We start from the raw sequence: 21,301 nt of genomic DNA on the forward strand, positions 1-21,301 counted from the left end.
TTATTTCATACAGAGAAAGTTATTAAACTCTTTCACGTTGCATAATCTGCTTGATGCGTCGGATACGGGGAAGCCTTCCTACGATATTCCTGTTCAAGAACTTCTCGCATAAAATCAGACATAGAAAAACAATACCGATAATACATACCCATCCGTACATTTCTTTCAGACTTACAAGAATAGCTTGTTTGGCTGCTTCTGCATATATTCCGGTAAATACGTGTTCGTTAATAGCCGTGTTCACCACATCTAGTTCCATGGAAATAGTCTGGAAATTCTCGGGTATAAGGTATTGCATTATCCGGCTGTATATTGCACTTCCTAATACAGAGCCAAATCCTGTCCGCACAAATCCTAAAATAGCTAATACCTGGAAAAAGTGCTGGAAGGGTACAATCGATGTTACATATACTGTAAGGGATATATAAAGCATGATATAACCGGTGCCACGCATCATTGTAGGCAGATACAGGCATTCTATATTCAGATTAGGATCTATCAGAAAATACATATAGCATTGATAGCCGATTATCAGAGCAAATCCCAAGAATACCGGAACCTTATATCCTCCATGGTAACGCGCATGCCATAGGTAAGTGACTGCTCCTCCAATAATTGTTCCTGCCAGATTCCACCAGTTCAGAGAAACCGCGTTCAGTACATCGTATTTTAAAATACTTCCGGTAAATATATTCTGCAGTACATTGGGAGAAGCCAGAAAGAAACAAAGCATCAGAAACAGAAATAATAATGAGGTCAGATTCTTGTATCTGAAAGCTTCCAGCGAGATGTAAGGATGTCTTCTTACCATCATTCGATGAACACTCAGGGCAAGTGCGATGATAGCAATGACAGTTCCTGTAACAATTTGTATTGAGTCGTACCAATCATAAAATTTTCCATATTCAAATACAAATATCGTAGCTAACAGGAATATAGCCCATAAAACACCTCCCAGCCAGTCTATCCCGAATAGGGGCATGGGTTTCATGAAGCGGAAATGGCGTGTAAACCCTGCTGTAAGTCCCCATACCACAAATAATAAACCAATGATGAACCAATGCATGTAGTGCCAGTTTGCCCAATATCCCAAGTACACCGTGGTCAATCCCGAAAGTTGTATGTTTCCCAAGACAATGAGATATACTACAGGAAAAAAGACGGCAAAGTTACGTGTTGGAGTAATACTTAGCTGGACATTAGATAGGGCTTCGAATGTACCCCACATTCGGAGAATACCGACGATGAAACAGAAAAAGACCATTATAGGAAGATTGTCTGTATGCATCGTCACCACGTTGCACAATATCAAAGCCGGACATATTACCAACAGGATACTGCGTGTAGTAAACCGGAACTTCAGTCGGAACAAAATGGGAAATACGACAGTCATACCCACAAACGAGGCGTATCCGGCCATCATAATATCTTCTTGCATCAAAGCCAGCGAACCTACCATGTGCGATACGGAAGATAAATAAATCCCTCCACTGAACTGGAATACAACAGCAAAGAACAGGCATAGAAATACGCGTAGTTTATCCGGGACAAAGTCCCGGAACATCATTACACGTGTAGGAAATTGAGGCCCAGACATATTATCAGTATTTTATTTTACATTCTACATTCATTCCGGCGCGCAGACGTTCCATATCCTCTTTTTTGTTATCGGAAGTAAACTCTATGCGTACAGGAATTCGTTGTTCTACTTTTACAAAGTTTCCGGCTGAATTGTCTTGTGGCATGAGAGACATGGAAGACCCTGTAGCGTCCGATATAGAAGATACTACTCCCTTGAATTTTACACCAGATACAGCATCTACCTTTATTTCTACCGGCTGTCCGTTTTTCATTACAGAAGTTTGAGTTTCCTTATAGTTGGCGATAACCCATTTTTCAGCATTATCTATTAAAGTCACCATTGTCTGTCCGGGTTGCACCAGCTGTCCTTCGTGTATGTTTTTTCTGCCAGTCATTCCATCGGCTGTTGCTACAATTACGGTATACGAAAGATTGAGTTTGGCAAGGTTCAGTTCGGCTTCAGCCAATTTAATAGCTGCTTCGTTTTGCTGTAGACGTTGTGTTTGCTCATGTTTTACCAGCGAAGTAGACTGCTTTTGCCGTGTCACTTGTTCATATCTTGCCTTTGCTGCTTCAAACTCGGTTTTTACTCTGTCGTATTGTTGTGCTGTGACTGCATTTTTCTTTATCATTTCAGAATATCTTTTGAAATCGGCTTCAGCATTTTTCAGTCGTACAGCTGCCTCCTTTATGCTGGCATCGGTTACGAGAATATTGTTTTGAGTGGTGCTGATAGTAGTGTGCATTGCATCCTTTCCTACCAGAGAGTTCAGATAGTTGGCTTCCGCCTGAGCCAGTCTGAGCCGGAATTCGGAATCTTCTATCACCAGCAGTGTATCTCCTTTTTTTACTTTCTGGTATTCTTCGAAATAAATTTTCTTGATAAAACCAGGTACACGGGTATTGATAGGAGTGATATGTTGCTTTACCTGTGCATTGTCTGTATATTCTACATTTCCAAGATGGAAAAAATGACTACATACCCAGCATATACCTGCCAGAATTACAATTGTCAGAACTATGTTTGATATCTGTTTGTTTCGTTTAATATTAGCCATACTGATAATAAGTTTGATAAGATTATTTTCTGTTTGTTATAGTTTTCCCACTGTCTTTTTCAGCATAAAGTACTGGTATAAAATGCCGATTTGTGCATTGGCAAGTTCCAGTTCGCTGCTCAGCTGTATGTTGCTGGCGTCGAGCATATCAGTAACAAGTGAAAGCCCGTTCAAGTATCTGCTATGTACAATGTCGTAGTTTTCATGTGCCAGCTGGACACTTTTTTCTTTCGAACGAAGGCGTGTATTGGCTTTTTCCAGTTGTATGTAAGCAGTATTGATTCCGTTAGATAGTTGTTCGTCTGCCAGTCTTCTCTGCTCCTGTGCTTTCAGTGAGGTAAGCTTAGCCTGTTTCAGTTTTTTATTCTTTTTGAATAAAGCATCAAACTTGTAGGTTACGTTTACTCCAACGAACCAATAAGCAAAGTTCTTGTCTATAGGTGGAACTTCTATTAGTATCGGGCCGTCGAAGTTGGCTGCTGCCATTAGTCCGATGGTTGGTCTTCTTTCGGCACGAATCAAGTCTTGCTGTTTTTTACTCAGTTTTACTCCCAGATTGGCCATTTGCATAACTGGGGCATTCTCTCTTTCGTCTTGCCAGTAGAGTTCATTTCTTTTGTCTATACCTACAGACAACAAGGTAGTATCAGGAAGAATTTCGATATCTGTATCCAGTCCTATGGTTGTTACAAGTTGTCGGTTACTTATTTTGATTCGATTGGATACATTGGTTAAAGCCAGTTCCAGATTTTCCAATTGAAGTTCGTATCGGGTGATGTCACTTTTCAAAGCCGTACCTTGTTCGAACGCCGATTTGATTTCCTCAATAAGCATTTTGGTCTGCTCAATGTTTTTCTGGTAAACCCTTTTCTGATTATGCAACTGAAACAAATCCAGGTAATGTCCGGCCAGCATAAAGCGAATATTCTGTTTGTCATTTTCCAGTTCAGCTTCTGCCACTTTTTTCTGGAGTTCGCTCATCTTGATGCCGGTAGAAATTGCTCCACCTGTATAAATAGCCTGAGTAGCCTTGAGGGCAAAATTATTACCAAAGTGCGGCATAGGAGCTTTTATTCCATTTGAAAAATCACGGTCGCACATCCATCCGTTTCCTATGTAACTGAGTGAAAGATTGGCTTCGATAGAAGGCAACTTGTCACTTTGAGCTACTTTTACAGCTTGTGTTGCTTCTGCTACTGCCAGATCGTGTACTTTCAGGCTTTTGCTGTTGGCATCTGCCAGATTGAATATTTCATCAATAGTAAGCATTTGCTGTTGCTGGGCTATGATGGGAATCAGATTTATGCACCCTATCACCCCGGTAAATAATAGTTTTCTTATCATAAAATTGCGGTCTTGATTATCGCTGCAAAGTTCACTCTTTTTACTCATTGGAAGCATGTCTGAAATAAGCAGATATTTGTCTGAAATGAAAATATCTCTTTTTGTTTTCCGATAGAGAACCGAAGTTTTTTATCTTTGTAATAGAATAAAAAAGAACTGTAATGGAACATTATCAAATAGTTAATATACAAGAAATCCTTCTCCGAAAAGAAGGAACCGTATATAAAGGCGAGATTGGTGTATTTGTTTCAAAAGATGCAAAAAACTTTTCTCTATCTAATGATTCTCCTGTTTACGTCAATGCTTTTTCGTATGCATTGGTGAGTAAGGGGAACGCTTGTGTGTCGATAGATGAAACGATATATCGTTTATCGTCTGATACACTCTGTGTACTGTCTCCGTTACATCTGACTTCATTCTTTGATATATCAGACGATTTTGAATGCATATTTTTGTGTTCGCACAAGGATTTTATAGATAAAATCGGGATGCTCAATTTAGAACAGCGTATTGTAAAAGGTATCAGTATGCACACAAATCCGGTGTTGTTTCTCCAGTCTTGCGATGCCATTATTTTGAGAGAATGTATGATGAATGTAGGGGCTCAGATACAGAGAGAGGGGCATCTCTATCATCTGGAACTGATTCAGAACTCATTGGTCCGGTTTTATCTGGAGCTGGACAATATACTCGACAGGACAAAAGCTCCTGATACAGACGGAATGAATATTTCTATTACACAAAACCAACTGAAGTTGCAGGAATTCATTGTACTGCTGATGAGTTATTTTAAAACTCAACACAATGTGGCATTTTATGCAGATGCATTGCATATTACTCCACAGTATCTGACCAAAATTGTAAAAAGCAAAACTGGAAAAACGGTACGTGCTTTTATTTTCGAACTGATATACAGCGAAGCAAGAAACTTACTCAGTTCTACAGATTTCAGTATTCAACAAATTGCCGGTTTGCTTAATTTTGCTGATCAGGCTTCATTCAGTAAGTTTTTCAAGCGCAATTCCGCTATGTCTCCACTGGAATTTAGAGAAACTGTACTTTCACGTTCGAAAAAATGAAACAGTTGAGGCTCAGTAATTTTCACTAAGTTTAAAGGAGTTTAAAAAGGAAAGACCGTAAAGGTCAAATAGAAAAAATAATGTAATTTTGTGCGAGAAAATTTATATAGCGATATGGAGAAAGAAAGTCTTTTGAAAAGATATTTAATTTTTATTGTAGGTTTATATTTTCTGGCATTGGGAATCACACTAATTGTTCACTCTACTCTTGGAACGACCCCTATCTCGAGTATGAATTATGTATTAAGTATTAATACTTCCTTTTCGTTGGGAACTTGGACTTTTGTTGTGAATCTGATAATGATTCTTATTCAGCTATGGCTTACTCAAGGGCGGTATGGTACACGAAAAGATACAATAGAAATCTTGTTGCAGATTCCTTTTTCATTTATATTCTCTGCTTTTATTGATTTGAACATGTGGTTCATTCAGGATTTGGTTCCTGTCAATTATGGAATGGCAATGGGAATATTGCTTGTTGGTTGTTTGATTCAATCGGTAGGAGTTGTATTGGAAATCAAGCCAAGAGTGGCCATGATGAGTGCAGAAGGACTTGTGAAATACATAGCCCGTCGTTGTCATAAAGATTTTGGGAATATAAAAGTTTATGTAGATGTGTCGTTGGTGTGCATGGCCGTTCTTATTTCTTTAGCATTTACAATGCGCATAGAAGGGGTTCGTGAGGGTTCTGTTATTGCTGCCTGTATCACAGGCTATATTGTTAAGTTCTTGAATTATCATGTAATGACACGTAAGATGTTATATCGTCTTATTCCAGTCAGACATTGATAAATATAAATTGTCGTCGTTGATTGTATAGCCGTCATTGTCGGCTGTGCGGCCAACGTTGACGAACGTGCAGCCGACGTCGTCGGTTTGAATGAACGAATAGAATCGTAAATTTATATCTTTGGTAGCAGGAATGTTATTTTATCGTGAGTGGAGTGAGAATAAACTCTGGTTATTTAAGCTGAAATAAAAACGGAAGACCGCCTCAAAAAGAATTTGAGACGGTCTTATTGTTATAATATGCAATCTTTTGAGCTTGTGTTAATCTTCGGCATATTCGTCCAGTCTATTATTCCACAGGTATTTTCTGGTTTCCTTTACAGCAATTCCCGAAAGAAGTAACAATGAAATCAGGTTAGGTAGAGCCATTAAGGCATTGACGATATCGGCAAAGTTCCATACCAAAGAGAGATTCAATACACTTCCTGCATAAATCATAATAATCCATACCAGCCTATATGCAATCATTGTTTTTCTACCTCCAAGATATTCTATGGCCTTTTGTGAATAGTATGACCAACCTAATATTGTACTGAAAGCAAAAGTGACGATACCAAAAGATAAAATTGGGGTGCCGATATATGGAATCTTGGAGAAAGCCATTTTTGTAAGAGCCGCATCACAAGAACTGTCTATATCTGGGTGTGCCAATATACTGCTTACAAGTACTATACCCGTCAGTGCACAGATTACAACTGTATCCCAAAAGGTACCGGTCGATGAAACTAAGGCCTGCCGTACCGGATTTCTGGTTTGGGCAGCGGCAGCTACAATAGGTGCAGAGCCTAATCCTGATTCATTGGAAAACAGGCCACGTGCTATGCCGTAGCGTGCTGCTATCATGATGGTACTTCCTACAAAGCCGCTCCCTGCCGCTTGAGTAGAAAAAGCTGAGTTGAATATCAGACTGACGGCATCGGCTACATAAGCTCTGTTGATGAATAATATGTAGAAGCATCCTAATACGTATAGTACAGCCATAAAAGGAACCAAAGCTGTACATACTCTGGCTATACTTTTCACTCCTCCGATTACAACCAGAGCCGTGAGGAGGCTCATTACTATTCCGCTTAGATGGGGAGAGATACCGTACGATTCGTTTAGTAGCAGGGATATGGAATTAGCCTGTACCGTATTGCCAATACCAAAGGCTGCAAGAGATGTAAAAATACAAAAGATAATTCCCATCCATTTCAGTCCTAATCCTTTTTCAAGTGCATACATAGGTCCTCCAATCATTTCTCCTGAAGCATTCTTCGTTCTGTATTTTACGGCAATCAAAGCTTCGGCATATTTGGTCGATATACCCAGTATTCCCGTAAGCCAGCACCAGAATACGGCACCCGGACCGCCTAAAGCTACAGCTGTGGCTACACCAATGATATTGCCGGTTCCTATGGTGGCCGCCAGCGATGTGGCCAGTGCACCAAACTGGCTGACGTCTCCGCTTGCATTTTTATCACTGTTGAAGGATAGTTTTATTGCCTTCAATAAATACAGTTGCGGAAATCTTAATTTTATCGTTAAAAATAAATGTGTACCCAGCAGCATGATAATCATTGGCCATCCCCATACCAATGAACTGATCTCTTTAAACAACTCTACCATATTGAAAAGATATTATGTGTATTCTTGGGTTGTAAAAATAACAAATAATTATATTAAACCAATATTTTATGTATGATTTGATGTTTTATATGATAAATTTGTGTTGATATGTATTTTATATGCTGTAAAATGTTTCTTTATGTTATTTATATTCTCCGTGTGCTGGCATAAGGGCTTACTGTATAAAGAGCTGCCCGATTATTGTTTTCACAATAACCGGGCAGCCTTTTTTGTGATGGTTATCAAGGTGGGTTTTATTCTTTTTTCAAACACTCTGAAATATATTTTAGAATTTCTTCTTGCTGATTGGGATGGAACCAGGTTATTTCTTCGTCTCTTTTAAACCACGTTACCTGTTTGCGCGAGTAAATACGCGAATTCTGTTTTATTTTTTCGATAGCAAAGGGCAATTCCCATTGTCCGTCCAGATAGTTGAATAATTCTTTGTATCCTACGGTGTTAAGCGAATTTAATTGTCGGTAGGGGTATACGCTACGCGCTTCTTCCAGTAACCCTTCTTCCATCATTATGTCTACGCGCTTATTGATTCGCTCGTACAGTTCTTCTCTGTCTCGTTTCAATCCTATTTTTATGATGCGGAATGGACGTTCTTTTGTGGTACGTGTACGGAAGGAGGTATATGTCTTTCCGGTCATATAACATATTTCGAGGGCATGGATCACTCGCTTGGGATTCTTTAAATCTACGATGTTGTAGTATTCCGGATCCAGCAGCTTCAATTCTGCACAAAGCCTTTCCAGTCCTTCGGTTTCGTACCGCTGAATCATTAGTTCACGTGTCTCTTTGTCTACGGTCGGAATGTCGTCTATTCCTTTGCATACGGCATCTACGTACATCATAGAACCTCCGGTCATTACCACTACCGGATTGGTTTGGAAAAGGTGTTCCAGTGTTTTCAGCACTTCTGTTTCATATTGTGCTGCACTGTAATAGTCGGTCAGTTTCAGTGTTCCGACGAAATAGTGGGGAACACGCTTCAATTGTTCCGGAGTAGGGGCGGCAGTACCAATCTTTAAATCAGCATAAAGTTGACGGGAGTCTGCCGAAATGATGGAGGTATGATATGCTTCGGCAATAGAAAGGCTGAGTTCTGTCTTTCCAATTCCTGTAGGGCCGATAATTACAATGAGAGTAGGTTTATTCATCTGAAAAAGGGTATTGGAATTGATTCAAATAAAGCGAATAATCTTGTAATAAATCCTCTAAAGGTGTTTACAAGACTATTCGCTTGATTAAGCCGGAATGTATTAGATGAATATATCCGACTTTATAGGTAAGACGGTTGTTTCTTAATATCTGTCTTCGTCGTAAGGATTTCCTCCTCCTCCCATATCAAAACCTTCCGGGTCGAAATCTTCCATATCAAATTCCTGATCGCCGTAGAAGTTTTCATCCAAATCGAGTGCAGCATTGGTGTTCATCTGCTGGTCGAAGTCGATTGTCTGTGCAGGAGGCATTCCTTCTTTTCTGGAGCAAACAGCCTTATCCAAGTCCTTTCCTGTGATAATTTCGGACAATTCGATAAAGAATACACGTTCGGACAGCGGATCGAATACATACAGCATTTTCTGCTTTTCTTCTTCCAGGAGTTCGCTCAAACGAGTTTCACGCATGATATAAGTGTCTTCTTCCGAACTTCCTCCTCCCATGTCTTCCAGTGTAATTTCTGTTTGTTTTTCCCAGTCATCATCACAGACAAAGAAAGAAGTCATCTGGTCGTCTTTGTAACCAGTACATTTCAGAATAGCTTCATGCAGTTCGTAAAATGAAGCATCAGAGTCGATTTTGATTTCTCTTAAGAAATCATCAACTTCATCGGATATGATTCTAAATTTATATACCATCTTTTTTACTTTGTTTGATGTAGTAAAGATATAAAAATCTTTTTATCGGATAATTCCTCTTTCCGAATTTTCAATGAATGAAATGATATATTCTATTTCGGGAGTAGAAGGTATTTCTTCCCGTATCTGTACCAATGCATCACTCACATTCTTTCCACTGTTGTAAATAATGCGGTATGCATTGTGGATATTTTCAATCACTTCATTTGAAAATCCTCTGCGGCGTAATCCGATTATATTGATTCCACTGTAAGCAATGGGTTCTCTTCCCGCAATGATATATGGGGGAATGTCTTTGCTGAAGCGGCATCCGCCTTGGATCATGACATATCCTCCTACCCGGCAAAATTGGTGCATTAAGACATTGGCGCTTACAATGGCATTGTCGTCGATAATGACTTCACCTGCCATTTTTGTAGAGTTTCCAATGATACAGTTGCTGCCTACGATGGTGTCATGAGCTACATGAACTCCTTCCATCAGAAGATTATTGCTTCCTACTACAGTTTTGCCTTTCGCTGCTGTTCCACGGTTGATGGTGACATTTTCGCGAATTGTATTGTTGTCTCCTATTTCTGCAGTTGTTTCTTCTCCACGGAATTTTAAATCCTGAGGAACAGCTCCTATGACAGCTCCCGGGAAAATGCGGTTATTGTTTCCTATGCGTGAACCATACATAATGTTGGCATTGGGCATGATGATATTATTATCGCCAATGACTACATTTTTATCGATAAAAACAAAAGGACCAATCTCTACGTTTTCTCCGATTTGAGCTTCAGGGTGTATGTATGCTAACGGGCTTATCATATATCTGAGTGAATCGTTTATTATTTATTTTTTACTATTTGTGCCATGAACTCAGCTTCGCAGACAATTTTTTCGCCTACGAATATATAACCTTTCATGGTAGAAACTCCACGACGGATTGGAGCCATCAGTTCTACACGGAAAATCAGTGTATCTCCAGGAACAACCTTCTGACGGAATTTTACATTGTCTATTTTCAGGAAGTATGTAGAGTATTTTTCCGGGTCATCCAGTGAGTTTAAAACCAACAGACCACCGACCTGTGCCATTGCTTCTATCTGCAGTACTCCCGGCATGACTGGTTCCTGAGGGAAGTGTCCCTGGAAGAATGGCTCGTTTGAAGTTACATTCTTTACTCCCACAATGTGATTTGCTCCAATAGCAATTACCTTGTCTACCAGCTGGAACGGGTAGCGGTGAGGCAACAGTTCGCGGATGCGGTTTACATCCATGATTGGTGCTTCATTGCAGTTGTATACCGGAGCTTGTATTTCGTGCAGACGAATTTCTTTGCGGATCTGACGTGCAAACTTGTTGTTGATGGTGTGTCCTGGGCGGGTAGCGATGATGCGTCCCTTGATAGGTTTACCGATCAAAGCCAAATCGCCGATAATGTCCAGTAATTTGTGGCGTGCAGGTTCGTTAGGCCATACTAAAGGTATATGGTTGATATATCCTAATTGAGCAGCATCCATGTGAGGAACTCCCATGACATCAGCCAGTTTGTCGAAGTTTTCCTGAGTCATTTGCTTCTCGTAAATAACGATTGCATTGTCTAGATCACCTCCTTTGATCAGACCGGCGTTCAACAATGGCTCGATTTCGCGTACGAATACAAATGTACGTGCTGAAGCAATTTCAGTAGGGAAGTCTGCCATATTTTCCAAAGTGGCGTACTGATTGGTTAAAATCTTCGAGTCGTATGAAATCAGTGTGTTTACACTGAACTTATCATCGGGAAGAACGATGATGGAAGAACCGGTAGCTTCGTCTCTGAATTCAATTTTTGATTTGATAATATAAAAATCTTTAGGAGCAGCTTGTTCTTCTATTCCTACACGCTTGATGCATTCTACATATGCTTTGGCACTACCGTCCAAAATTGGAAATTCCGGACCGTTTACCTGAATCAGACAGTTATCTATACCGGCTGCATAAAGAGCTGCCAGTGCATGTTCTACGGTACTGACTTTTACTCCGTTCTTTTCCAGAACAGTACCGCGAGTGGTGTCAACTACATTTTCAGCTACAGCATCGATGATAGGCTGGTCGTCTAAATCAATTCGCTGAATTTTATACCCGTGATGTTCTGGGGCAGGATTAAATGTGACAGTCAGTTTAACTCCAGTATGGAGTCCTTTACCATTCAGTGAAAAACTGCCTTTTAATGTTTGTTGTTTCAACATGGGCTTATTTATTAAGTTGTTTTTTTAGTTCTTCTATTTCTCTTTGCAGGCGTCCCAGTTCGCTATACATATCCGGTAATTTCTTGAATACAGCCGATGAACGTGCAAACTGTTTGGGCTCGATAGCAGGATATCCCATCAAACTGCTGCCTGACTTGGTGTTTCCTGGAATACCGGATTGGGCTCCTACATTCACATGGTCGCCTATTTGTATATGTCCGGCTACTCCTACTTGTCCGCCAAACATGCACCATTCGCCTATCTTGGTAGAACCGGCAATACCTACTTGCGAAGCCATTACTGTATGGCTGCCTACTTCTACATTGTGGGCTACTTGAATTAAATTGTCTAGTTTTACTCCTTTGTGTACGATGGTAGCTCCCATAGTAGAACGGTCAATACAAGTATTGGCGCCTATTTCCACGTTATCTTCTATGATTGCAATACCGATTTGAGGGATCTTTTCATAACCTTCAGCACTGGGAGCAAAGCCGAAACCATCGGCTCCGATAACCGCTCCTGCATGAATTATACATTGGTTTCCTACACGGCAGTCGTGATAAATAGTTACCTGAGGATATAAAATTGTATTTTCTCCTACTTTTGCATTACAGCCTACAGTTACATGTGGGTGAATGTAAGCATTATCTCCAATTTCAGCCCCTTCCTCTATGCATGCAAAGGCTCCGATATATACATTTTTACCTATTTTAGCTGAGGCTGCAACGGAAGCCAAAGGATCAATACCGCTTTTTTTCGGTTTACTCATTTCGTATAGAGTCATCAGTTTGGCAAGGCTTTCGTAAGCATTGTCAACTTTAATCAGAGTTGCCTGTATATCGCGTTCGGGTTGGAAATCTTTGTTAACTAATACAATAGACGATTTTGTGTCGTATATGTAATGTGTATATTTGGGATTCGAAAGAAATGACAGTGCTCCTGGAATACCTTCTTCAATTTTTGCGAAAGTATGCACAGTTGCTTCTTCATCTCCGATTATAACTCCTTGGATATATTCTGCAATCTGTTTGGCTGAGAACTCCATAACTTAATTTTTTTGTTCTTTATATACGTGTAAAATAGTTTCTTTGTACAGTCTTGGTAAGGACATATACATTGTTAATTATGCAAATTACGTATTTTTTTTTTATATATCCGTACAAAATGCTAATTATTTCTCTTTCCTATACTTAATTCTTGCTCATATTAGATAGAAAAAAGGAATGAAATAGCTTTTAAAAACTATTTCATCCCTTTTTATGATGTAAAATCAGATGATTGAATTAGATCTGATGAATCTTCAATTGTTCTGCCATTTGCTGCTGTACCTTATGTGCTTCTTCTCCGGCTACTTGAGCAAAGTTCTCACTCTTGTCAGCGTAGATGATTGCACGGCTGGAGTTAACAATCAGGCCGCATTCTTTGGTCATACCGTATTTACAAACTTCTTCCAAAGAACCACCTTGAGCTCCGATGCCGGGAACCAACAGGAAGTGGTTTGGAGCGATTTTGCGGATGTCTTCAAACATACGTCCCTGAGTTGCGCCTACTACATACATCATGTTTTGGTCGTTTGCCCACTCCTGAGATTTGCGTAAAACTTTTTCAAACAGGCGTTCTCCTTCTGTATCTGCAGTCAACTGGAAGTCGTGTGAGCCCTTGTTTGATGTCAACGCCAGCAGAATCACCCATTTTCCCTCATAAGTAAGGAATGGAGTCACGCTGTCTTCGCCCATGTAAGGTGCTACAGTTACAGAGTCGATATTCAGTTCTTCGAAGAATGTGCGGGCATACATGGCCGAAGTATTACCGATATCTCCACGTTTGGCATCTGCAATGATAAACTGATCCGGATAGTTTGTTTTGATGTATTCTACTGTTTTTTCAAAAGCAATCCATCCTTTTACACCCATACTCTCGTAGAAAGCCAAATTGGGTTTGTAAGCGATACAGTAAGGTGCTGTAGCGTCAATAATGGCTTTGTTGAAAGCAAAGATAGGGTCTTCTTCTTTCAGTAAATGTTCTGGGATTTTCTTTATATCGGTATCCAATCCTACACACAGGAAAGACTGTTTACGTTTGATGTTCTCAAATAATTCTTGCTTATTCATATTCTGGTTGTTTTTATTTGTTTACAATTCACTTTCTTTCAGACGTTCTGCATTTTCTGCTACAATCAGATGGTCGATACAGTCTTGAATGTCTCCATCCATGAATGCAGCCAGATTATAAATGGTATAGTTGATACGATGATCGGTGATACGTCCTTGTGGATAATTGTATGTACGGATCTTGGCCGAACGGTCGCCGGTGCTTACCATTGTTTTACGCTTGGAAGCAATATCATCGATGTATTTCTGATGTTCCTTATCGTAGATAAAGGTACGCAGACGTGAGAGTGCACGTTCCTTGTTCTTCGGCTGGTCTCGAGTTTCGGTACACTCGATAAGGATTTCCTCTACCACTCCGGTATTCGGGTTCTTCCAGTTATAACGCAAACGAACTCCAGATTCTACCTTGTTTACGTTCTGTCCTCCTGCACCACCGCTTCGGAATGTATCCCATTTGATTTCTCCTTCGTTGATTTCTACATCAAAAGGTTCGGCTTCGGGAAGTACGGCAACCGATGCAGCTGAGGTATGCACACGTCCTTGTGTTTCAGTAGCGGGTACACGCTGTACACGGTGTACACCCGATTCGTATTTTAAAGTTCCATATACCTTGTCTCCGGTTACAGAACAGATGATTTCCTTGAAACCGCCGGCTGCTCCTTCGTTGGCACTTGATACTTCCAGTTTCCAACCTTTTGATTCGCAATATTTAGAATACATACGGAACAAGTCGCCGGCAAAGATTGCAGCTTCGTCTCCTCCTGTACCACCACGGATTTCAAGAATTGCATTACGGTCGTCTTGTGGGTCGGCAGGAACCAATAATAATTTGATTTCCTCTTCCAATTCCGGAATACGGGCTTCGCAGGCAGCAGCTTCTTCACGAGCCATTTCTTTCATTTCCGGATCATTTTCAGACATCATCATTTTGGCTTCTTCCAGTCCGTTCAGGCATTGCAGGTACTCTTTGCGGGCTGCCATGATGTCTCCCAGTTCCTTGTATTCTTTGGTCAGTTTTACGTATCGTTTCTGATCGCCAATTACGTTCGGGTCTGTAATCAAAGTTGATACTTCCTCGAAGCGGGCTACCAAGCCTTCCAGCTTTTCTAAAATGGTATTGTTTTCTGCCATATCACTTTATTTCCACAGTTTCTTTGCTAGTGTATTTTTCAATGTAATACTTCTATATAATATAGTGATCCATCCTGCGCTGACGAGGATTTTTATTACAACTCGCCAATTAAACCCATGCTCGCTCCAATAAAGAATCAATTCACTTATCAAAAAATATGCGGCAGCAATATAACTTATCCACATAAGTATAGCTATGCATCTTCGATAAGGTCTGCTTAGATTATCTATAATACTTTTTTGGTAAACGCGATTTTGCCAAATAGCGAACGCAAGGGCAAGTGCTGTAAATATGAGTAAGGAATATTTCATATTTCTTATTGGCTGCTGTTTTGATAAAATGGTACAGGATGCATTGCCTCATCCTGTATCATTTTTTATTAGTATTTGAATTCTCCGAATTCGCTCTTTATAATCAGTTCTTTTGTACCGTTACTTTCTTCGATACGTCCTATAATTTGTGCATCGATATTGAACGATTTACTGATTTCGATAACCTGTTCTGCATGTTCCGGTGACAGGTAAACTTCCAGACGATGTCCCATGTTGAACACTTTGTACATTTCGTCCCAGTCAGTACCACTCTGTTCTTTGATTGTGCGGAACAAAGGAGGAACAGGGAAGAGGTTGTCTTTGATCACACGGCAGTTATCGCCTACGAAATGCAATACTTTAGTCTGTGCACCACCTGAGCAATGTACCATACCGTGAATCTGCGGGCGAAGTGCATCCAGTAACTTCTTCACAACCGGTGCATAAGTACGTGTTGGTGAAAGTACCAGTTTACCGGCGTCCAGCGGAGAACCTTCTACACTGTCTGTCAGTTTCAAATTACCACTGTAAACCAAATCTTCAGGTACTGCCTTGTCGTAGCTTTCCGGATATTTCTCTGCCAAATACTTGCTGAATACATCGTGACGGGCACTGGTCAGACCATTGCTTCCCATACCACCGTTGTATTCTTTTTCGTAAGTAGCCTGTCCGTAAGAAGCCAGACCTACAATTACATCACCCGGACGGATGTTGGCATTGTCGATTACATCACTGCGTTTCATACGGCAAGTCACGGTACTGTCTACAATGATAGTACGAACCAAGTCGCCTACATCGGCAGTTTCACCACCAGTAGCATATACACCTACACCCATTTCGCGGAGTTCTGCCAACAACTCATCAGTACCATTGATAATGGCAGAAATTACTTCTCCCGGTACAAGCAGTTTGTTTCGTCCGATAGTAGAAGAAACCAGAATGTTGTCTACTGCTCCTACGCACAACAAGTCATCGATGTTCATAATCAAAGCATCCTGTGCGATACCTTTCCATACAGACAAGTCACCGGTTTCTTTCCAGTACAGGTAAGCCAGTGATGATTTGGTGCCGGCTCCGTCGGCATGCATGATATTGCAATATTCCGGGTCGCCTCCCAAGATATCTGGGATGATTTTGCAGAATGCTTTCGGGAAAATACCTTTGTCAATGTTCTTGATGGCGTTGTGTACATCTTCTTTCGATGCGGATACGCCGCGCTGCATGTATCGTTGATTGCTCATGAGATATAGTAATAAGTTTATTTTATTTCTTCAATTGAATATGCAAAAGTACGGATTATTTTGCTTATATCCATACGATTTATACATAAAACCTTATCTTACGATGCTTCCTGTTGCTATGCTTTGCCCGTTGTCGGTTAAAATCGTGATTCTGTAAAATCCCGGAGCCAGATTTTGTATCTGTTGGGAGTGAATATCCGAGGTACGGAAAAGTTCAGTTCCCGTGGCATCGTATATTATCAGGATACCGCCTGCAGGAAGGTCGGGTAAATGGTTCCATATCGGAAGGCTTTCTTCTGATATTGTCTTAAAGTAGAGCGGTTGACTTTCGTTGCCATATCGGTCTACTGCTGTCACAGCCCAATATAGTTGGGAAGACGAAGTGGTATAACAAGTTGTGTCTATCCGTGTTTCTACGATATGTTCAGCTTGTGTGATATCAACTGGATAAAAATTGGATGCATAAACACGATAGTGTACCGGTAACGTACTGTTATCAGTTGAAGGAGACCATGAAAGGTGTATTCCTTCTTTTGTTTCGTGCAAAACCGGAGTATCGGGAACCGATGGAGCAATGCTGTCTGCCCACGTCATGGGAGGAACGAAGGAAGGTGTTTGATAAAACCTGTTTTTTAAGGTACTTAATATCCCTTTTGTATTTTCCAGCAGAAAACGATTTCGGAAATAAGCTTCTCCGTCCAGTCCGCTTTTTCGTATGAAATGAATCTGACGGATTATTTCGGCTGCATCCCAATTCTTTTCTTTGGGATGAAGAAAATAAATACCCAGTCCCGGAACTACCCATCGGTTGCTTTTGTTCTCTTTCCAGTCTAAAGCAAAAGGATAGAAATGATTGTTGGGGAAATACATCATGGGAAAGAGTGCATCGTGTATACCTTCTTTCAGCCATGCCTGAGCATCTTGATATACTGTTTCGTAAGCATTCCACCCGTGCGAACTGTATCGTTGCGTGTCGGCATATTTCCCTACAGGCGAACTGCTGACCTTTACCCAAGGCTTGAGTGTCTTTACTTCCGTATAGATTCTGCGTACGATGCGGGTGATGTTATCCCGTCTCCATTGTTCCAAGTTTTGTCCTTTTCCATATTTGCGGAAAGTGGCATTGTCCGGAAACTGTTGGGCACGTTCCGGATAGCGGATATAATCGAGATGGATGCCGTCAATGTCGTATCGGGATACAATTTCCCGTACCAGGCGAGCAAGGTAATCGGCAGTGCCCGGTTGTCCGGGATCCAGATACCAGCTTCCTTTGTATTGTTTACAGAGCTGAGGATACTTCTTTACGACTGAGTTCTTACCCAACAGTTTCACTTGTCGGTTGTTACCTACCGGTATGGTCACAATCCATGCATGAAGTTCCATGCCTCTTTTATGACATTCAGCTGTTGCAAATTCCAGCAGGTCATAGCCCGGATTCCGTCCTTCATGTCCGGTAAGCGATTCTGCAAAAGTTTCGATGGCAGAAGGATAAATCACATCGCCTCTCAGACGGGTCTGAAAGAGTACTGTATTGATATGAGCCTGTTTCAGTTCATCTAATATTTTGCATAATTCCTGTTTTTGTCGCTGGATACCGGCCGCATAACTGGCTTTGGAAGAAGGGAAATCCAGCCCTCCCAAAGTAGTAAGCCACGTAGCACGTATTTCGTTTTTGGGTTGTGCGCAGAGAGGCAGGTAGCTCAACAACCCCATCAAGAATAATAAAATGGATAAGCGCATAGACATCTGTTGTTTTTGCAAAGATAGTGTGACTTTTTTATTTAAAGCCATCTCCTTCTTTTTTTTGTGAAATTGATATGGCTTTGTAGTACTACAATATAAGTTGCTGTTCTTGTTTTTATCGATTACGGTTGGAAGACCGGATTAATATTACAGAAGGATAGAAAAGTATTGTAGACATGAAATTTTGTACTTCAACAGGGGAATTGTTATTTTTGTGCACGAACAGCAGATATATGGTTTGCTGTCTTTTTTTGATTGAAATAGAATAACAATTTAATTCTGAATGTATTTATGTGGAAGAAAATCACTATTGTGTGTGTACTGTTAATGGCGTGCGTACAAGCTAAAGCACAGTTTGAAGAAGGGACGTTTTTTGTCAATACTTCTCTTACCGGATTAAACCTGTCACACAGTAAATATGAAGGAACGAACTTCGGACTGAATGTAGAGGGAGGAGCTTTTGTGGTAGATAATCTATCTGTGCTGATCAACTTCAAAGGCGAATATGTAGAAAATGGAATGGATGAAACTGCATTGGGGGTAGGAGCACGTTATTATTTGTCGAATTGTGGAGTATATGGCGGTTTGGGATTTGCTTATAAACATTTGTCGAATTCTGTCAACCGGAAAAATATTGTTTGTATGACTCCTGAGCTGGGATATGCCTTCTTTCTGAATGGAACGGTTACCATAGAACCTGCTGTATATTACGATTTGAGTTTCATGAACTGTTCGGAGTATAGTAAGTTAGGTTTTAAGATTGGCTTTGGCTTTTATTTCTGATGTGCATGGGTATGATAAAAATCAGTATCTTTGCAGCCGTGTTTTTTTAATATCATGTTAAGAATGAAGAAGAGATGTCTTTTTATGGCGGCAGTGCTCGGAGTGTCTGCCACTGCTTTTGCCCAGAAAAAAGGATTTGACTATAAATTCTATGGTCAGGTACGTACGGATTTGTTTTATAACAGCCGTGCCAATTCTGAAACGGTAGATGGTTTGTTTTACATGTATCCGCAAGATGAAGTACTGGATCCGGATGGAAATGATTTGAACAGTGCTGCAAATGGTAATTTTTATACTTTATATACTCGTTTAGGAGTGGATGTAAAGGGACCGATGTGGGGAAAGGTCAAGACTTCGGCTAAAGTAGAAGTCGATTTTCGCGGATCGGGTACTTCCTATTCCATGTTCCGCCTGCGTCATGTGTATTTCAACTTGGACTGGGGAAAATCGGCCTTGCTCGTCGGACAGACCTGGCATCCATTGTACGGAGATGTAGCTCCTGAAATTCTGAACTTGAATATGGGAGCACCTTATCAGCCGTTTAGCCGTGCTCCTCAAATCCGTTACCGTTATACAGCCAAACACTTTATGCTTACGGCAGCAGCTATCTGGCAGTCGCAATATTTGTCTGTCGGACCTTCTACCAATGTGGCTGGAAGCACTGCTACACAGAAAAGCCAGAACTTCTTGAAAAACAGTTGTGTCCCGGAATTCTATGCCGGTGTAGACTATAAACAGACCGGTCTGTTGGCTGGAGCCGGTGTACACGTGTCTTCCATCGTTCCACGTGTCAACTCTGTGATAGACGGTGAAACTTACAAGGTGAGTGAGCGTATTACAGGAGTATCGGCTGAGGCTCATGTGAAATATACATACGACCAGCTGTTGGTATCGGCTAAGACTGTATTAGGCTCCAACTTGACACAGACCAGTACGGTAGGAGGATATGGCATTACTTCGATAGACACTCATAATGGCAAGCAGGAGTATACTCCGCTGCGTACTTCCTCTACCTGGTTGAATATTGCATATGGGAAGACCTGGCGTCCGGCTTTGTTCTTCGGTTATCTGAAGAATTTGGGTGCGGGAGAAGATGTACAAGGAGTATTGGGCACCGGTACAACACTCGACCAGCTTGTTACAGGAAGTGCAGAACTCACTTACAACCGCAATCATTGGAAACTGGGTGCAGAGTATTCGTTGTGTAGTGCGTGGTATGGAGACGAATTTGATAACCAGGCAAAGGTAATCAGTTCACACTCTATCTTAAATCATCGTCTGGTTGTGACGGCTATTTTCCAGTTCTGATAAAATCAATCTCTATTATAAAGTAGATATATAAAACGTTCGGCAAGAACAATTACCAATACGGATGCTGATACATCCATCAGGTGATTTCTTGCCGAACGTTGTTTTTATCTTGCAGGGCAGTCTTACCACAAGATACCTTTTCCTGTATCTTCAAAGTTCTTGAAGTGACCGTTTATCTGGTTCTCATTTTCAGGATTCAGTTCGATGGCTTTTTTCAAGTCGGCCATCGAGCCTTCCTTATCTCCTTTCAGCAGGCGTGCCCGTCCGCGTTCCTGATACAGTTTGGCATTGTCGGGCATCAGTTCGATAGCCTCTTCATAAGTTTCGATAGCCTGGTCGAAGTTTTTCAGCTCTATCTGCAAAGTTCCTTTCAGAAGATAAGAGTTTTCGTTGAAAGGATTCAGTTCTGCTACCTGATTAAAGCATTCGAAAGCTTGTTCTGTATGTCCCAGTGCCGCTTCAATTTCTCCCTTTATCAATAATGCTTTTTCTTCGTTTGCATCGAGCGATAAAACCTTCTCGATATCCTCCAAGGCATCTTTAGCCTGTCTCATGCTCCAAAGTACCTCCGCACGGAGCAGATAAGCTTCTGTAAAGGTTTCGTTTTGTGTAATAGCTTTGGTCAGCATTACTATAGCCTGTAAATCGTTGTGGCGGGAGTGTTCTGCTTTTCCAGCCAGATAAAGGGCTGTAGTATTTTCGGGAGCAATCTGTATTGCTTTTTCACATGCAGAAGCCATACTGTCGTAATCTTGTTGCATGTGGCATACGTTGGCCAATGAAAGTAAAGCATTTACATTTTCCGGTTCTTTTTCGCAAAGCCGGTTCAGTATATTGCGTGCATCCTCTGTGCGGTCTGCCTGTATGTAGGTGGTAGCCAGCAATTGCATGGTTTCTGTTTCTTCATTCAGTGCAATGGCTTCTTCAAAACATTTAATGGCATAAGGCAGCTGGCGCATGTTGCGGGCGCGGATACCGTCGTATTTCAATATTTCAAAATTTTTCTTTTTCTGCTTGTCTTCCTGACATTCGTTCGACTTGTTTCCGCCGAACAAAGATGTAAATAAGCCCATGATATATTTGGTTTTAATCGTTAAGTGTTGCAAATATAGTTAAAGGTGAGCGCAGT

19 protein-coding genes are annotated in these 21,301 nt (G+C 40.9%); 4 read left to right on the forward strand and 15 right to left on the reverse strand.

Annotated elements, in window-relative coordinates; all coding sequences use genetic code 11:
* Window positions 1-22: 22 nt before the first annotated feature.
* From O6P32_RS03800 to O6P32_RS03815, 4 genes are all read right to left on the reverse strand, one after another.
* Complete coding sequence (locus O6P32_RS03800; RefSeq protein ID WP_269876897.1) at window positions 23-1,597, reverse strand: efflux MFS transporter permease; 1,575 nt, start codon at window positions 1,595-1,597, stop codon at window positions 23-25.
* A gap of 4 nt (window positions 1,598-1,601) precedes the next feature.
* Window positions 1,602-2,639, reverse strand: coding sequence for an HlyD family secretion protein (locus O6P32_RS03805; RefSeq protein ID WP_269876898.1), 1,038 nt, complete (start codon window positions 2,637-2,639; stop codon window positions 1,602-1,604).
* A 36-nt stretch (window positions 2,640-2,675) separates the two neighbouring features.
* Window positions 2,676-3,983, reverse strand: coding sequence for a TolC family protein (locus O6P32_RS03810; protein ID WP_269876899.1), 1,308 nt, complete (start codon window positions 3,981-3,983; stop codon window positions 2,676-2,678).
* 292 nt (window positions 3,984-4,275) lie between these two features.
* On the reverse strand, window positions 4,276-4,431 hold the full coding sequence (locus O6P32_RS03815; RefSeq protein ID WP_269876900.1) for a hypothetical protein: 156 nt from the start codon (window positions 4,429-4,431) through the stop codon (window positions 4,276-4,278).
* A gap of 40 nt (window positions 4,432-4,471) precedes the next feature.
* Here O6P32_RS03815 and O6P32_RS03820 point away from each other — a divergent pair, with 40 nt between their 5' ends.
* Window positions 4,472-5,062, forward strand: a complete 591-nt coding sequence (locus O6P32_RS03820) for a helix-turn-helix domain-containing protein (RefSeq protein WP_269876901.1) — start codon at window positions 4,472-4,474, stop codon at window positions 5,060-5,062.
* 114 nt (window positions 5,063-5,176) lie between these two features.
* Window positions 5,177-5,851, forward strand: a complete 675-nt coding sequence (locus tag O6P32_RS03825; RefSeq protein WP_269876902.1) for a YczE/YyaS/YitT family protein — start codon at window positions 5,177-5,179, stop codon at window positions 5,849-5,851.
* A gap of 261 nt (window positions 5,852-6,112) precedes the next feature.
* Here O6P32_RS03825 and O6P32_RS03830 read toward each other — a convergent pair whose 3' ends face one another.
* From O6P32_RS03830 to O6P32_RS03875, 10 genes are all read right to left on the reverse strand, one after another.
* Entirely contained in the window at window positions 6,113-7,459 is a 1,347-nt protein-coding gene (locus O6P32_RS03830) for an alanine/glycine:cation symporter family protein (protein WP_269876903.1), read from the reverse strand.
* 254 nt (window positions 7,460-7,713) lie between these two features.
* Window positions 7,714-8,625: a tRNA (adenosine(37)-N6)-dimethylallyltransferase MiaA gene (gene miaA, locus O6P32_RS03835; protein ID WP_269876904.1), complete on the reverse strand. Its 912-nt coding sequence runs from the start codon at window positions 8,623-8,625 to the stop codon at window positions 7,714-7,716.
* Between the two features lie 144 nt (window positions 8,626-8,769).
* Entirely contained in the window at window positions 8,770-9,324 is a 555-nt protein-coding gene (locus O6P32_RS03840; protein WP_178266526.1) for an IS1096 element passenger TnpR family protein, read from the reverse strand.
* A gap of 42 nt (window positions 9,325-9,366) precedes the next feature.
* Window positions 9,367-10,134: an acyl-ACP--UDP-N-acetylglucosamine O-acyltransferase gene (lpxA, locus tag O6P32_RS03845; protein WP_178266525.1), complete on the reverse strand. Its 768-nt coding sequence runs from the start codon at window positions 10,132-10,134 to the stop codon at window positions 9,367-9,369.
* Between the two features lie 20 nt (window positions 10,135-10,154).
* Entirely contained in the window at window positions 10,155-11,540 is a 1,386-nt protein-coding gene (locus O6P32_RS03850) for a bifunctional UDP-3-O-[3-hydroxymyristoyl] N-acetylglucosamine deacetylase/3-hydroxyacyl-ACP dehydratase (RefSeq protein ID WP_178266524.1), read from the reverse strand.
* Window positions 11,541-11,544: 4 nt separating this feature from the next.
* The gene (gene lpxD, locus O6P32_RS03855) at window positions 11,545-12,585 is read right to left on the reverse strand and encodes a UDP-3-O-(3-hydroxymyristoyl)glucosamine N-acyltransferase (protein WP_269876907.1); all 1,041 of its coding nucleotides are present in this window, start codon (window positions 12,583-12,585) and stop codon (window positions 11,545-11,547) included.
* 238 nt (window positions 12,586-12,823) lie between these two features.
* On the reverse strand, window positions 12,824-13,651 hold the full coding sequence (pyrF, locus tag O6P32_RS03860; protein WP_178266522.1) for an orotidine-5'-phosphate decarboxylase: 828 nt from the start codon (window positions 13,649-13,651) through the stop codon (window positions 12,824-12,826).
* A 21-nt stretch (window positions 13,652-13,672) separates the two neighbouring features.
* Window positions 13,673-14,782 carry a peptide chain release factor 1 gene (prfA, locus tag O6P32_RS03865; RefSeq protein WP_178266521.1) on the reverse strand — a complete coding sequence of 370 codons (1,110 nt, stop codon included), beginning with the start codon at window positions 14,780-14,782 and terminating at the stop codon, window positions 13,673-13,675.
* 380 nt (window positions 14,783-15,162) lie between these two features.
* Window positions 15,163-16,335 (reverse strand): AIR synthase related protein, encoded by a 1,173-nt coding sequence (locus O6P32_RS03870; RefSeq protein ID WP_178266520.1) that lies wholly within the window; start codon window positions 16,333-16,335, stop codon window positions 15,163-15,165.
* A gap of 93 nt (window positions 16,336-16,428) precedes the next feature.
* Entirely contained in the window at window positions 16,429-18,075 is a 1,647-nt protein-coding gene (locus tag O6P32_RS03875) for a family 10 glycosylhydrolase (protein ID WP_269877044.1), read from the reverse strand.
* 294 nt (window positions 18,076-18,369) lie between these two features.
* Here O6P32_RS03875 and O6P32_RS03880 point away from each other — a divergent pair, with 294 nt between their 5' ends.
* Both O6P32_RS03880 and O6P32_RS03885 read left to right on the forward strand, forming a co-directional pair.
* Window positions 18,370-18,861, forward strand: a complete 492-nt coding sequence (locus O6P32_RS03880; RefSeq protein WP_269876909.1) for a hypothetical protein — start codon at window positions 18,370-18,372, stop codon at window positions 18,859-18,861.
* A 63-nt stretch (window positions 18,862-18,924) separates the two neighbouring features.
* A complete protein-coding gene (locus O6P32_RS03885) occupies window positions 18,925-20,169 on the forward strand; it encodes a hypothetical protein (protein WP_269876911.1) in 1,245 nt (414 codons plus the stop codon).
* Between the two features lie 125 nt (window positions 20,170-20,294).
* On the opposite strand, the gene O6P32_RS03890 is transcribed toward O6P32_RS03885, so the two are convergent.
* Complete coding sequence (locus O6P32_RS03890; RefSeq protein WP_178266517.1) at window positions 20,295-21,245, reverse strand: tetratricopeptide repeat protein; 951 nt, start codon at window positions 21,243-21,245, stop codon at window positions 20,295-20,297.
* Window positions 21,246-21,301 lie beyond the last annotated feature (56 nt).

Origin of the sequence: Phocaeicola acetigenes, assembly GCF_027529745.1 — a bacterium.
Lineage (GTDB): Bacteria > Bacteroidota > Bacteroidia > Bacteroidales > Bacteroidaceae > Phocaeicola > Phocaeicola acetigenes.